We start from the raw sequence: 12,946 nt of genomic DNA, 5'->3' as shown, positions 1-12,946 counted from the left end.
TACCATGGGTGTGTTCGACTATAAAAACCTCGGCACCGAGGGTTCCAAGGCCTTGTTCGCCGATGCCATGGCGATCACGTTGTATACCTACCACAACCTGGATAACGGCTTTGCCGTGGGTTACCAGCACAATGGCCTGGGGCTGGGGCTGCCTGCCACCCTGGTCGGCGCGTTGCTGGGCAGTACCGATTCCCAGGGCGTGATTCCCGGCATTCCCTGGAACCCGGACTCGGAAAAAGCCGCCCTGGAGGCGGTACAGAAAGCCGGTTGGACCCCCATCAGCGCCAGCGCCCTCGGTTACACCGGCAAGGTGGATGCGCGGGGTACGTTCTTCGGCGAAAAGGCCGGCTACACCACCGCGCAGGTCGAGGTGCTGGGCAAGTACGATGCCGCCGGCAAGCTGCTGGAAATCGGCATCGGTTTTCGCGGCACTTCGGGGCCCCGTGAAACCCTGATCAGCGATTCCATCGGCGACCTGATCAACGATCTGCTGGCGGCCCTGGGGCCCAAGGACTACGCCAAAAACTATGCGGGCGAAGCGTTCGGCAAGTTACTCAAGAACGTCGCCGACTACGCCAGCGCCCACGGCCTGAGCGGCAAGGATGTGGTGGTCAGCGGCCACAGCCTGGGCGGGCTGGCCGTCAACAGCCTGGCCGACTTGAGCGACAGTAAATGGGCCGGGTTCTACAAGGATGCCAACTACGTGGCCTACGCCTCGCCGACCCAGAGCGCCGGCGACAAAGTGCTCAATATCGGCTACGAGAACGACCCGGTGTTCCGCGCGCTGGATGGCACCAGCGTCAACCTGTCCTCACTGGGCGTGCACGACAAACCCCACGAGTCGACCACCGACAACATCGTCAGCTTCAACGACCACTACGCTTCGACGTTGTGGAATGTGCTGCCGTTTTCCATCGTCAACCTGCCGACCTGGGTGTCGCATCTGCCCACCGCCTATGGCGACGGTATGACGCGCGTTCTCGAGTCGGGCTTCTATGACCAGATGACCCGCGACTCGACGATCATCGTCGCCAACCTGTCCGACCCGGCGCGGGCCACCACCTGGGTGCAGGACCTCAACCGCAATGCCGAGCCGCACAAGGGCAATACGTTCATCATCGGCAGCGATGGCAACGACCTGATCCAGGGCGGCAAGGGCGCTGACTTCATCGAAGCGGGCAAGGGCAACGACACGATCCGCGACAACAGCGGCCACAATACCTTTCTGTTCAGCGGGCACTTTGGCAACGACCGTATCATCGGCTACCAGCCGACGGACAAACTCGTGTTCAGGGAGGTGGACGGAACCGCACAGTACCGCGAGCATGGGGGAGATACGGTAATCAGTTTCGGCGGGGACTCAGTGACGCTGGTGGGGGTGAGCGGGGTGTCGGGAGACGTGCTTATCAGCTGATGGAGGGGTAGCCATGCCACCGTCTTCGCAGCGATGCGGCAGGGGATCTCTGTTGTTGGAGAGAAAGTACCCGGCGCGATGACCCTGCTGGCGGCGTTTTTTCGGCTACAGCCAATCCCCTGTGGGAGCTGTCGAGCCCCGGCGAGGCTGCGAAGGCGGTGGGTCGGGCAGCATCTGAGCCAGCAGTGCCGCCGTCTTCGCAGGCAAGCCAGCTCCCACAGGGGATCTCTGTTGTTGGTCAGAAAGCGCCCGGCGCGATGGCCCTGCTGGTGGAGTTTTTCCAGCCGCGGCCAATCCCCTGTGGGAGCTGTCGAGCCCCGGCGAGGCTGCGAAAGCGGTGGGTCGGGCGACATCCGTGTCAACAGTGCCGACGCTTTCGCAGGCAAGCCAGCTCCCACAGGGGATCTCTGTTGTTGGTCAGAAAGCACCCGGCGCGATGGCCCTGCTGGTGGAGTTTTTCCAGCCACTGCAAGCCCCCTGTGGGAGCTGTCGAGCCCCAGCGAGGCTGCGAAGGCGGCGGGTCAGGCGATTCAGCTCCCGCAGGGGATCGGCGCTGTCGGCTCAGTCTTCCTTGCGCACGGTGGCCACGTCGTCAGCCTTGACGCGTACCCGCTTGCCGGCGATGTCGGTGAACTCGTAGAAACCATCGACGGTCTTGGTCTTCGGGGAATCCTTGGTCAAATACTGCGTGCCATTTTGCAGTGTCACGACGGTTTGCGTCGCACACCCGGTCAATACCAGAAAAGTGAGTGCAACCAGCGGCAGACCCAAATTCTTCATGCTCATAACCCTTACCTTTAACCTTGAAAAGTCCCGCGCCAGAGGCTGTGGGCGACAAATGTTACGCCATTGATTCCCCCATCTGATCACTTTTATACAAAAAGTTGCAGGCGCCATTTATCTATTACCGATTGCAACGCTGCATTGATACCGGCAATCTGTATGCATAACCAGTGTTCGATCCCCGCGTGCCATGGCCAATCCCCTCGAAGAACCGCTCTATTACCTGCATAACTTCCGCCAGGTCCTGCTGTGGCTCGGGCAGCGCTATGCCGATCTGCTCGATCCGGACGAACAGCATTTCATTCAGCAATTCGACAGCTTGCCGCAGCCGTCCCAGGCGCTGCTGGTGCGCATGGTGATGCGCAAGGGCGTGCATTTTCGTGCGGGCAAGCTCAATTATCCGGAGATCGGCTGTACCCACGCAGCAGCCAGGCCATTACTGGCCCTGGGGTGGGTCGACGACCAATGCCTGCTGGCCTTCGAGACACTGTTCGGCCTGCTGCAAAAAGGCGAAATCCTCAGCGCCTTCGGCACCTGGATCGACGCGCCCAAGGGCCGCAAGACCGATTGGCTCGAGCCCCTGGCCGGGCAGTTCACCGAGCAACGCAGTTTTGCCCAGTGGTGTCCCGACCTCACCGACACGCTGTACAGCCTCGGCGTGATGGAACTGTGCGACCGCCTGCGCCTGATGTTCTTCGGCAACCTGCATCAGGACTGGTCGGAGTTCGTGCTGGCGGACCTTGGGATCTACACCTACGAGAAAGTCGAGTTCTGTGTCGAATCCCGTGGCCTGCGCAGCCGGGACGATGTGCACGGCTACCTGTTCCTGCATGGGTGCCAGCAAGCCTTCGAGGCCGGTGAACCGCTGGAGCCGGTGCTGGCGCAAGTCGCCACGCTGTGCACCGATAACCCTTGGCTGGAGAAGCGCCGCGGCAAATTGCTGTTTCAGTTGGGGCAGTACTGCGAACGCAGCGCAGAACTGGGCCTGGCGGAGCAGATCTACCGCCAGTGCGCCTACCCGGGCGCTCGCGCGCGGCTGATCCGTGTACTTGAGCGCCAGGAGGACTACGCCCAGGCCATGGTCCTGGCGAACCTCGCGCAACAGGCCCCGGAAAGTGCTGCCGAGCAACAACACCTGCTGCGTGTCGTGCCGCGCCTGCGTCGCAAGCTCGGCGAGCCGGCACTGCCCAGGGTCAAGCCCCGGGAAGTGACGCGCCTGGACCTGGACCTCGCGTTGCCGCAACCGTTGATGTCGGTGGAGTACTGCGTGCAGGCGCACCTCAGCGAACCGGATGCGCCGGTGCATTACGTCGAGAACGGACTGATCAACTCGTTGTTTGGCCTGCTGTGCTGGGAGGCGATCTTCGCGCCGTTGCCGGGCGCGTTTTTCCATCCGTTCCAGCGCGGGCCGGCGGACCTGCACAGCGAAGACTTCCATCTACGTCGGGCGGCGTTGTTCAGTGCCTGTTTCGAGCAACTGCAGGATGACCGTTACAAAACCACGATCCGCCAACGTTACGTCGATAAATGGGGTATCCAGTCGCCCTTCGTGTTCTGGAACCTGCTCAGCGAAGAACTGTTGGAGCAGGCCCTGGCCTGTCTGCCTGCGGAACACTTGCGCCACTGGTTCGCACGCTTGTTGCTGGATATCCGCGCCAACCGTGCCGGAATGCCGGACCTGATCCAGTTCTGGCCGGCGCAAAAGACCTACCGCATGATCGAGGTCAAGGGCCCCGGCGACCGCCTGCAGGACAATCAACTGCGCTGGCTGGAGTTCTGCGGTGAATACCAGATGCCGGTAACGGTCTGTTATGTGCGCTGGGCAGAGTCCGCTTGAGCTACAGCGTTGCGGTGCGCGCGCTGTGTGAGTTCACGGCCAAGGTCGGCGACCTGGATCTGCGTTTCACGCCATCGCCCAGTGCCCAGGAAGGCATTGTCGGCCACCGCACCGTGGCATCGCGACGCAGCCTGCACTACCAGAACGAGGTGGCGCTGGAGGGCGAGTATCAACAACTCAAGGTGCGGGGCAGGGCGGACGGCTACGACCCGGACAGCAACCGCCTCGAAGAGGTGAAAACCTATCGCGGCGATCTCGATGCCCAGCCGGCGAACCATCGGCAATTGCATTGGGCCCAGGTCAAAGTCTATGGCTGGCTGATGTGCCAGAAGCTCGGTCTCCCCGAGATCGAGCTGGCGCTGGTGTACTTCGATATCGTCGGTGAAGGCGAAACCCTGCTGAACCAGCATTTTCAGGCGGTTGAACTGGAGCGGTTCTTCCACCAGCAATGTGCGCTGTTCCTCGGCTGGGCCGAGCAGGAGATGCGGCACCGCGAAGCGCGCAATGCTGCCGCGCAAACCCTGGTCTTTCCCCATGCCGACTTCCGTACGGGCCAGCGCGCGCTGGCCGAAACGGTGTACAAGGCCGTCAGCACCGGCCGTTGCCTGATGGCCCAGGCACCGACCGGTATCGGCAAGACCATCGGCACGATTTTTCCGTTGCTCAAGGCCCTGGCGCCGCAGCGACTGGACACGCTGTTCTTCCTCACCGCCAAGACTCCCGGGCGCAAACTCGCCCTGGACGCTGCCCACGTCCTGCATACCAGCAGTCCTGATTTGCCACTGCGCGTGCTGGAACTGGTGGCGCGGGACAAAGCCTGCGAACACCCGGACAAAGCCTGTCATGGCGAGTCCTGCCCCCTGGCCAAGGGCTTTTATGACCGCCTGCCCGCCGCGCGCATCGCCGCGTCGAAGCTGCGCTTGCTGGACCAGCGCAACCTGCGCGACGTGGCCCTGGCCCATGACGTCTGCCCCTACTACCTGAGCCAGGAAATGGCGCGCTGGGCCGATCTGGTGGTCGCCGACTACAACTATTACTTCGACGTTGGCGCGATGCTGTTCGGCCTGGCCCAGCTCAACCAGTGGCGCGCCGCCGTGCTGGTGGACGAAGCCCATAACCTGGTGGAGCGCGCCCGCGCGATGTATAGCGCCAGCCTTGACCAGTACCGGCTCAAGACCCTGCGCGACACCGCTCCCGAACCGCTGAAGAAACCCTTGCAACGCCTCAACCGTGAATGGAACGCGCTGCACAAGGATCAACTTGCGCCGTACCAGGCCTACGGCACCCGGCCGGGAAAACTGCTGAACGCCTTGAACCTGTGCGCCAGCAGCCTGGGCGAATACTTCAATGACCATCCCGAAGCGCTCAGTGGCGACCTGCAAACCTTCTATTTCGAGGTGTTGCACTTTGCCAAAGTCGCCGAGCTGTTCAACGAACACTTCATTTTCGATATCAGCAAGCGCCAGCTCAGTGGCAAGCGGGCCAGCTCAACGCTGTGTCTGCGCAACGTGGTGCCCGCCGAGTTCATTCGCCCACGGCTGACCGCCGCGCGCAGCAGTGTGTTGTTTTCCGCCACCTTGAGCCCGCGTCACTATTACGCCGACTTGCTGGGCTTGCCGACGGACACGGCGTGGATCGATGTGGAGTCGCCGTTCAAGGCCGAGCAACTGCAGGTACGCATCATCGATGAAATCTCTACGCGGTATGTGCATCGACAGACCTCGCTGATGCCCATCGTCGAGCTGATCGCCCGGCAGTATCACCGCCAACCCGGCAACTACCTGGCGTTTTTCTCAAGCTTCGATTACCTGCAACAGGTGGCGCAGTTGCTGGCCGAGCGACACCCGCAGATCACCCTGTGGCACCAGTCACGGGGCATGGCCGAGGCCGAGCGCCAGGCGTTTCTCGATCAGTTCACCGAACACAGCCAGGGCATCGGTTTTGCCGTGCTGGGCGGGGCGTTTGGTGAGGGCATTGACCTGCCCGGGGCACGCTTGATCGGCGCCTTCATCGCTACACTCGGGTTGCCCCAGCTGAATCCGGTCAATGAACAAATGAAGCTGCGCATGGGCGCGATCTTCGGCGCGGGCTACGATTACACCTACCTGTACCCCGGCATTCAAAAGGTGGTGCAGGCGGCGGGCAGGGTGATCCGCAGCCAGCAGGACCAGGGCGTGGTGATGTTGATCGACGACCGGTTCGGCGAGCCGCAGGTGCGGCAGTTGCTGCCACGCTGGTGGGCTGTCGGTTGAGCCATTCCCGGCATCAATGATGCTGGCCTGAACCGCCGCCATCGCGCACGCTGGGCAAAACCCGCAGCGAGACCACGCCATGAGTCACCTGACCCAGCAGACGCTCTCCGTCAACGGCATCGAGCTAAGCCTGCACATTGCCGGCCCTGAACAGGGCCCGCCGATCTGGCTGTTGCACGGTTTTCCCGAATGCTGGCACTCCTGGCGCGAGCAGATTCCGGCACTGGCGGCAGCAGGTTTTCGGGTATTCGCCCCGCAGATGCGCGGTTATGGCCCATCGAGTTCACCGGCTGAAATTGCCGATTACGACCTGCTGACCCTGTGCGGCGATATTCAGCAGGCCATGGACTATTTCGGGCACCGTCAGGTGGTGATGGTCGGCCACGACTGGGGCGCGGTGGTGGCCTGGCACCTGGCGCTGCTGGAACCTGCGCGTGTCACCCGTTTGATCACCTTGTCGGTGCCCTTCGCCGGTCGCGCCCGGCGTCCGGTGATCGAGATCATGCGCGAGCTGTATGCCGACCGTTTCAATTACATCCTGTACTTCCAGGCGCCCGGCGTCGCGGAGCAGGAGCTGGACGCGGATATCGAGCGTACCTTGCGGCTGTTCATGCAGGACCAGGATGTCTTTTTGCAGCGCAAACCTGCGGATGCGCGGTTGCTCGACGGCGTTTCAACACCGGACGACCTGCCGCCCTGGTGTTCCCGGGAGGACCTGGCGGTGTACGTGCAGACTTTTGCCGAGCACGGCTTTCGTGGCCCGTTGAACTGGTACCGCAATTTCGAACGCAACTGGCAGCGCACCGAATTCCTCGCCGGGCGCCAAGTGCTGCAACCCACGCTGTTCCTGATCGGCGACCGCGACCCGGTGGGGGTCTTCGAAGCCCATACCCTCAAACGCATGCCGGAGTCGGTACCGCATCTGGAGCAGCACGTGCTGGCCAACTGCGGTCACTGGATCCAGAACGAGCAGGGGCAGCAGATCAATGCGCTGATGCTCGGGTTTCTAGGGAGAACGTGAACGTCGCACCGTGCCCCGGGCGATCAACCAGACGGATGCTGCGCCCATGCAGTTGCAGGATCCGGTGCACGATGCGCAGGCCCAACCCGCCATCGCGGCGCGCACCGCCGATGGTGAACGCCCGCAAAAACAGGCCTTCGCGCAGCTCGGCATCGATCCCGGGGCCGCTGTCGCTGACTGTCACGCTCACGCCATCGCGCTCGGGCGTGAGGATCACTTCGACTTCACCGCGCATGGGCGTATGCCGCAACGCATTGTCCAGCAGGTTGGTCAGCACCCGTTCGATCAAACCCAGGTCGGCCAGCACCGTTGGTACCCTGGGCGGCAGGGTGGCGGTCAGGGTGATGTGGCGGGCTTCGGCCGTCAGTTCGAATTTCTGGAAGATGTCCTGCACCAGGTCCGGCAGCGAGAAGCCTTCGATCACCGGCTGTACGAAACCATGTTCCAGGCGCACCAGCTCCAGCAGTGACTGGGCCAGGCCGCCGACCTTGCGGCTCTGGTCCAGGGCGATGCCCAGGTAGCGGCGGCGCTCTTCGGCGGTGAGGCTGGCGTCCTTGAGGGACAGGGTTTCCAGGTAGCCGTGCAGCGATGCCAGGGGGGTGCGCAGGTCGTGGGAGATATTGGCCACCATGTCCCGACGTTCCTGATCCTGGTGGGTAATGGCGCGCCATTGTTCGCCCAGGCGGTTCTCCATCTGGACGAAAGCATGGTCAAGCACGGCGATTTCATCGCCGCTGTCCAATTGCGGCGTGACGGTTTCCTGGGGTTGGGGCGCGCCGTTGATATCGAACCGGCCGACCTTGTCGGTCAATTGGCGCAGGGGGCGGGTGATCCAGGCAAAGGCAATGAAACCTGCGAGCAGACACAGCAGGGCCACCAGCCCGATGGACCACAGGGCGATCTTCAGCGCCATGCCGGTGGCGTCCTTGGCGTCATAGGCATCATGGGCCTCGCCCAGCAGTACTACGTACAGAAATCCGGTTTGCTGACCGTTGGCCTTCAGGGGCGCCGCGCTGAACACTTTGCGCCCGTCGAGACTGCGCGGGTCGTCGCCGAGGATCGGCAGCATGGCGCCGCTGAGAAAACGCCGGATCGGCGCAAGATCGACCTGTTCACGCAGCAAATGCCCGCTGGGCGCGGCGTTGCCCACCACACGCCCGTCGATGTCGAGCAGGTACACCTCGACGCTCGGATTCACCAGCATCAACTGGCCGAAGAGGTTGCGCACGGCGTCGGGCTTCAGGCCGTCGGCGTCCATCAGTTGGGTATCGCGGGCGATATGTGCCGCCAGATCGCGGGACAAGCCTTGCACCACCTCCAGTTCATGCATGCGGTTGGAGCGTACCTGCAGCCACGCCGAGGTGCCGCTGCAAATCAGCAGCAACAGGGCAAACACCAGGGACAGGCGCTGGGTGAGGGTCAGCTTCATGGCGTGCTCTCGGCAAATTTATAGCCCCGGCCCCACACCGTGAGAATGCGCACCGGGTTGGCCGGATCGGTCTCGACCTTGGCGCGCAGCCGGTTGATATGGGTGTTCACCGTGTGTTCATAGCCTTCGTGGCTGTAGCCCCATACGGCGTTGAGCAGGTCCATGCGCGAAAACACTTTGCCGGGCTGGCGCGCGAAGAAGTACAGCAGGTCGAATTCGCGCGGGGTCAGGTCCAGCCGCTGGCCGCGCAAGGTGGCGTCGCGGGTCAGCGGGTTGATGAACAGCTGGTCGAGATCGAGGCTGCCGGCGTCCATTTTCAGGTTGCGCGCCATGGCATCGACCCGGCGCAGCAGCGCCTTGACCCGTGCCACCAGCTCGGGCATGGAAAACGGTTTGGCCAGGTAGTCGTCGGCCCCCAGTTCCAGGCCGAGAATGCGGTGTAACTCGCTGGAACGGGCGCTGGTGATGATGATCGGCGTGTAGCGGGCCATGGCGCGCGCGCGGCGGCAGATTTCCAGGCCATCCACGCCGGGCAGCATCAGGTCGAGGATCAGCGCGTCCCAGCCGCCTTGCTCCAGCAGGCGCAGGCCTTCGGCGCCATCGGCACTGTGCACCACCTCGAACTGTTCGTCGCGCAGGTGCAGGCAGATCAAGTCGGCGATGTGGGCGTCGTCCTCGACCACCAGGACACGTTTGGGCTGATCCATGTAGAGAAACCTTTGCTTTGGGTCCACGCATTGTGCGGGTTTTGCAACAGTGTAGTTATCACGAATTGTTTAACTCTGCGTGAGGATTTCGCGATCCCTCAACGCGCAGGATTACCCCATCGAAACAGGCTGTTGTAGTGAGCGGGCTTGTCCCGCGCTGGAGTGCGCAGCGCTCCCGCTTTTTTGGGGCCGCTACGCAGCCCGGCGCAGGGCAAGCCTGCTCACCACACAAGCCCGCTTGCCGCGAAATGCATTGTGATGGATCAAGGAGAACCCTATGTACTCACGTCGACAACTCCTCCTGGCCGGGGGTGGCCTGGGCGTCGCCGTTCTGGCCGGCGGCCTGCTGAAGCAGATCAACATGGTCACCGAAGCCGACGCCGCCGAAACCTTCGAGGTCAACCACACCGACGCGCAATGGCGCAGCCTGCTGACCGCCGAGCAGTACGAAATCCTGCGCGAGGAGGGCACCGAGCATCCTTACTCCAGCCCCCTCAATGACGAGCACCGCGCCGGTACGTTCGCCTGCGCCGGGTGTGCCTTGCCGCTGTTCTCGTCGGCGACCAAGTTCAACAGCCACACCGGCTGGCCCAGCTTCTGGCAACCGCTGGACAACGCCGTGGCCAGCCATGTGGACACCTCTTTCGGCGTGGTGCGCAAGGAAATTCACTGCCGGCGTTGCGGGGGGCATCAAGGGCACGTGTTCGATGACGGCCCGGCACCCACCGGCCTGCGCTACTGCATGAACGGCGCTGCCATGACCTTTACGGCGGCTTGAGCCGATGTCTTTTCACTCGTATCAAAAGGGTCGATCCCATGTGGCTTCTGGTTCTCGCGTATCTGGGCGGCGTGCTGACGATTGTCAGTCCGTGCATCCTGCCTGTTCTGCCTTTTGTCTTCGCTCGCACCGGGCAGCCGTTTTTGCGCAGTGGCTTGCCGCTGTTGGCGGGGATGGCGGTGACGTTCGCCCTGGTCGCCTCGCTGGCGGCGGTGGGCGGCGGCTGGGTGGTGCAAGTCAATCAATACGGGCGCTGGCTCGCGTTGCTGTGCGTGGCCCTGTTCGGACTCACGCTCCTGTTGCCCCAGCTGTCGGAACGCCTGACACGTCCATTGGTCGCCGCCGGCAGTCGTCTGTCGGAGGCCGCCGGGGCGGATGCCAGACCGCGTCCGGGCGCGTCGTTCCTGATCGGCGTGGCCACCGGCCTGCTGTGGGCGCCGTGCGCCGGGCCTATCCTGGGGCTGGTGCTCACGGGTGCGGCGCTGCAAGGCGCAAGTATCGGCACTACCTTGCTGTTGCTGGCGTACGCCGCCGGTGCGGCCACTTCGCTCGCCCTGGCCCTGCTGGTCGGCGGTAAAGTCTTCGGTTTCATGAAGAAGTCCCTCGGTGCCGGCGAATGGCTGCGCCGTGGTCTGGGCGCATTGATGCTGGCCGGTGTGGCGGCCATCGCCCTCGGCCTGGACACCGGCGTGTTGTCACGCTTGTCCACGGCTTCCACCGGCAGTCTGGAGCAGCGTCTGGTGGACAGCCTGAGCGCCAAGCCTGAGCCCAAAGGCGGAGCGATGATGGCCGGGGGCGCGATGATGATGGCGGCCAACCACAGCGACACCTTGCCCATCGAAGGCGCGCTTCCGGCGCTGGATGGCGCTGTGCAATGGCTCAACAGCGCGCCACTGAGTGCCGAAGCCCTCAAGGGCAAAGTGGTGCTGGTGGATTTCTGGACCTACTCGTGCATCAACTGCCTGCGCACCTTGCCGTATGTGAAAGCCTGGGCCGAGAAGTACCGCGACCAGGGCCTGGTGGTGATCGGCGTGCATGCGCCCGAATTCGCCTTCGAGCGTGACGTGAGCAACGTCACCAAAGCCATGAAGGACCTGGGCATCAATTACCCGGTGGCCATCGACAACAACTACAAGATCTGGCGCGCCTTCAACAACCAGTACTGGCCGGCGCATTACTTCGCTGATGCCAAGGGCCAGATTCGCTATCACCACTTTGGTGAAGGTGACTACGCCGAGTCGGAGCGGGTAATCCAGCAGTTGCTGCGCGAAGCCGGCGCGAAGAACGTTGCCGGAGGGTTGATCGAGGCGGACGCCAAAGGCGTGCAGCAAGCGCCGGACATGAACGAAGTGCAGTCACCGGAAACCTACCTGGGCTTTCAGCGTGCGGAAAATTTCGTCACCCGCGGCAATGTGGCAACCAACACCGTGGCGAACTACCCGGCAGCCGGCAAGCTGGCCCTGAACAACTGGACCCTGGAAGGCCAGTGGAACGTGGGGGGCCAGCAAGCCACCCTTGACCAGGCGGGCGGGCGCATCGTCTATCGCTTCCATGCCCGTGACCTGCACCTGGTGCTGGGCCCTGGTGCGGACGGCAAGCCGGTGCGTTTCAAAGTGACCGTCGATGGCCAGGCCCCGGGCGATGCCCATGGTACGGACGTGGCGCCGGACGGCAGCGGCACCGTGACCGAGCAGCGTCTCTACCAGTTGGTGCGTCAGCCGGGCGCCGTACAGGACCGCACCTTCACCATCGAATTCCTCGACCCGCAGGTGGAGGCGTATGCCTTCACGTTCGGCTGAATTGAAAACCCAATCACTGTGGGAGCTGGCTTGCCTGCGATAGCGGTGTATCAACGGCCGATGCTTCAACTGACACGGCCTTATCGCAGGCAAGCCAGCTCCCACGCTAGACCGCGTAATGGAGTGAAATTGATGAAAGTTTTCAGACTGCTGCCCGCGCTCGCCTTCGCCGCTTTCGTCGGTCAGAGCTCGGCGTTTTCCTTCGGTGCCTCCGATGACGCCGTGATGATTGCACCACCGGCGCTGGACCTGCCGGCCGAGTCCGGCAACCTGCAAACCGCCGTGTTTGCCGGCGGCTGCTTCTGGGGGGTGCAAGGGGTGTTCCAGCATGTGCAAGGCGTGAAAAACGCCGTGTCCGGCTATGACGGCGGCGCGGCGAGTACCGCGCAGTACGAGACCGTCAGTGGCGGTGACACCGGCCATGCCGAGTCGGTGTCGGTGACCTACGACCCGAGCCAGGTCAGTTACGGCAAGCTGCTGCAGATCTACTTTTCGGTAGCCCACAACCCGACCGAGCTGAACCGTCAGGGCCCGGACAGCGGCACCCAGTACCGCTCGGAAATCTTCGCGCAGAATGCCGAGCAGCAAAAAGTCGCCCAGGCCTATATCGCCCAACTGGATGCGGCGAAGGCCTTCGACAAGCCGATCGTGACCAAAGTGGAGATGGGCAAGGCGTTTTACCCGGCGGAGTCCTACCATCAGGACTTTCTCACCGAGAATCCGTCCTACCCGTACATCGTGATCAACGATTTGCCCAAGGTGGCGTCGTTGAAAAAGCTGTTTCCTGATCAGTACCGCGCCGAGCCGGTGCTGGTGAAAAACCAATAATCACCACACAACCGCTGTACGTGCCGGTCTATGTGGGACCGGGCTTGTGTGGGAGCGGGATTGTTTTCTGAGGCGGGGTTTCTGGGGAACCCTCTTTT

The 12,946-nt window shown here is 63.0% G+C and carries 10 protein-coding genes; 7 read left to right on the top strand and 3 right to left on the bottom strand.

Features of this window, described 5'->3' with window-relative positions; genetic code table 11:
- The first annotated feature begins 4 nt into the window (after positions 1-4).
- Entirely contained in the window at positions 5-1,414 is a 1,410-nt protein-coding gene (locus ACW9IB_RS14095) for a polyurethane esterase (protein WP_457414122.1), read from the top strand.
- 561 nt (positions 1,415-1,975) lie between these two features.
- Here the strand turns inward: ACW9IB_RS14095 and ACW9IB_RS14090 are convergent.
- Complete coding sequence (locus ACW9IB_RS14090) at positions 1,976-2,200, bottom strand: YgdI/YgdR family lipoprotein (RefSeq protein WP_457369112.1); 225 nt, start codon at positions 2,198-2,200, stop codon at positions 1,976-1,978.
- 187 nt (positions 2,201-2,387) lie between these two features.
- Here ACW9IB_RS14090 and ACW9IB_RS14085 point away from each other — a divergent pair, with 187 nt between their 5' ends.
- From ACW9IB_RS14085 to ACW9IB_RS14075, 3 genes are all read left to right on the top strand, one after another.
- The gene (locus ACW9IB_RS14085) at positions 2,388-4,034 is read left to right on the top strand and encodes a VRR-NUC domain-containing protein (protein WP_457414121.1); all 1,647 of its coding nucleotides are present in this window, start codon (positions 2,388-2,390) and stop codon (positions 4,032-4,034) included.
- Positions 4,031-6,286, top strand: a complete 2,256-nt coding sequence (locus ACW9IB_RS14080) for a helicase C-terminal domain-containing protein (protein ID WP_457414120.1) — start codon at positions 4,031-4,033, stop codon at positions 6,284-6,286. The genes ACW9IB_RS14085 and ACW9IB_RS14080 overlap by 4 nt, the downstream gene beginning before the upstream one ends.
- Positions 6,287-6,365: 79 nt before the next feature.
- Positions 6,366-7,307: an alpha/beta fold hydrolase gene (locus tag ACW9IB_RS14075; RefSeq protein ID WP_457414119.1), complete on the top strand. Its 942-nt coding sequence runs from the start codon at positions 6,366-6,368 to the stop codon at positions 7,305-7,307.
- Here the strand turns inward: ACW9IB_RS14075 and ACW9IB_RS14070 are convergent.
- The gene (locus tag ACW9IB_RS14070) at positions 7,270-8,736 is read right to left on the bottom strand and encodes an ATP-binding protein (RefSeq protein ID WP_457414118.1); all 1,467 of its coding nucleotides are present in this window, start codon (positions 8,734-8,736) and stop codon (positions 7,270-7,272) included. The two genes, ACW9IB_RS14075 and ACW9IB_RS14070, sit on opposite strands and share 38 nt — an antisense overlap.
- Positions 8,733-9,443 carry a response regulator transcription factor gene (locus tag ACW9IB_RS14065; protein ID WP_457414117.1) on the bottom strand — a complete coding sequence of 237 codons (711 nt, stop codon included), beginning with the start codon at positions 9,441-9,443 and terminating at the stop codon, positions 8,733-8,735. Before ACW9IB_RS14065 ends, ACW9IB_RS14070 begins: the two co-directional genes overlap by 4 nt.
- A 277-nt stretch (positions 9,444-9,720) precedes the next feature.
- Here ACW9IB_RS14065 and msrB point away from each other — a divergent pair, with 277 nt between their 5' ends.
- The 3 genes from msrB (at position 9,721) to msrA (ending at position 12,848) form a co-directional block, all read left to right on the top strand.
- The gene (msrB, locus tag ACW9IB_RS14060; protein ID WP_457369106.1) at positions 9,721-10,221 is read left to right on the top strand and encodes a peptide-methionine (R)-S-oxide reductase MsrB; all 501 of its coding nucleotides are present in this window, start codon (positions 9,721-9,723) and stop codon (positions 10,219-10,221) included.
- Between the two features lie 38 nt (positions 10,222-10,259).
- Complete coding sequence (locus ACW9IB_RS14055) at positions 10,260-12,020, top strand: cytochrome c biogenesis protein DipZ (RefSeq protein ID WP_457414116.1); 1,761 nt, start codon at positions 10,260-10,262, stop codon at positions 12,018-12,020.
- Positions 12,021-12,152: 132 nt separating this feature from the next.
- Positions 12,153-12,848, top strand: coding sequence for a peptide-methionine (S)-S-oxide reductase MsrA (msrA, locus tag ACW9IB_RS14050; RefSeq protein WP_457414114.1), 696 nt, complete (start codon positions 12,153-12,155; stop codon positions 12,846-12,848).
- Positions 12,849-12,946 lie beyond the last annotated feature (98 nt).

Source organism: Pseudomonas sp. SDO524_S393 (assembly GCF_054071875.1).
The sequence above is the reverse complement of the archived record's forward strand: the minus strand, read 5'-3'. Positions and strand labels throughout refer to the sequence as shown.

Coding starts and splice junctions, on each gene's coding strand:
- ACW9IB_RS14095 (WP_457414122.1), top strand. CDS start 5: ATGGGTGTGTTCGACTATAAAAACCTCGGCACCGAGGGTTCCAAGGCC.
- ACW9IB_RS14090 (WP_457369112.1), bottom strand. CDS start 2,200: ATGAGCATGAAGAATTTGGGTCTGCCGCTGGTTGCACTCACTTTTCTG.
- ACW9IB_RS14085 (WP_457414121.1), top strand. CDS start 2,388: ATGGCCAATCCCCTCGAAGAACCGCTCTATTACCTGCATAACTTCCGC.
- ACW9IB_RS14075 (WP_457414119.1), top strand. CDS start 6,366: ATGAGTCACCTGACCCAGCAGACGCTCTCCGTCAACGGCATCGAGCTA.
- ACW9IB_RS14070 (WP_457414118.1), bottom strand. CDS start 8,736: ATGAAGCTGACCCTCACCCAGCGCCTGTCCCTGGTGTTTGCCCTGTTG.
- ACW9IB_RS14065 (WP_457414117.1), bottom strand. CDS start 9,443: ATGGATCAGCCCAAACGTGTCCTGGTGGTCGAGGACGACGCCCACATC.
- msrB (WP_457369106.1), top strand. CDS start 9,721: ATGTACTCACGTCGACAACTCCTCCTGGCCGGGGGTGGCCTGGGCGTC.
- ACW9IB_RS14055 (WP_457414116.1), top strand. CDS start 10,260: ATGTGGCTTCTGGTTCTCGCGTATCTGGGCGGCGTGCTGACGATTGTC.
- msrA (WP_457414114.1), top strand. CDS start 12,153: ATGAAAGTTTTCAGACTGCTGCCCGCGCTCGCCTTCGCCGCTTTCGTC.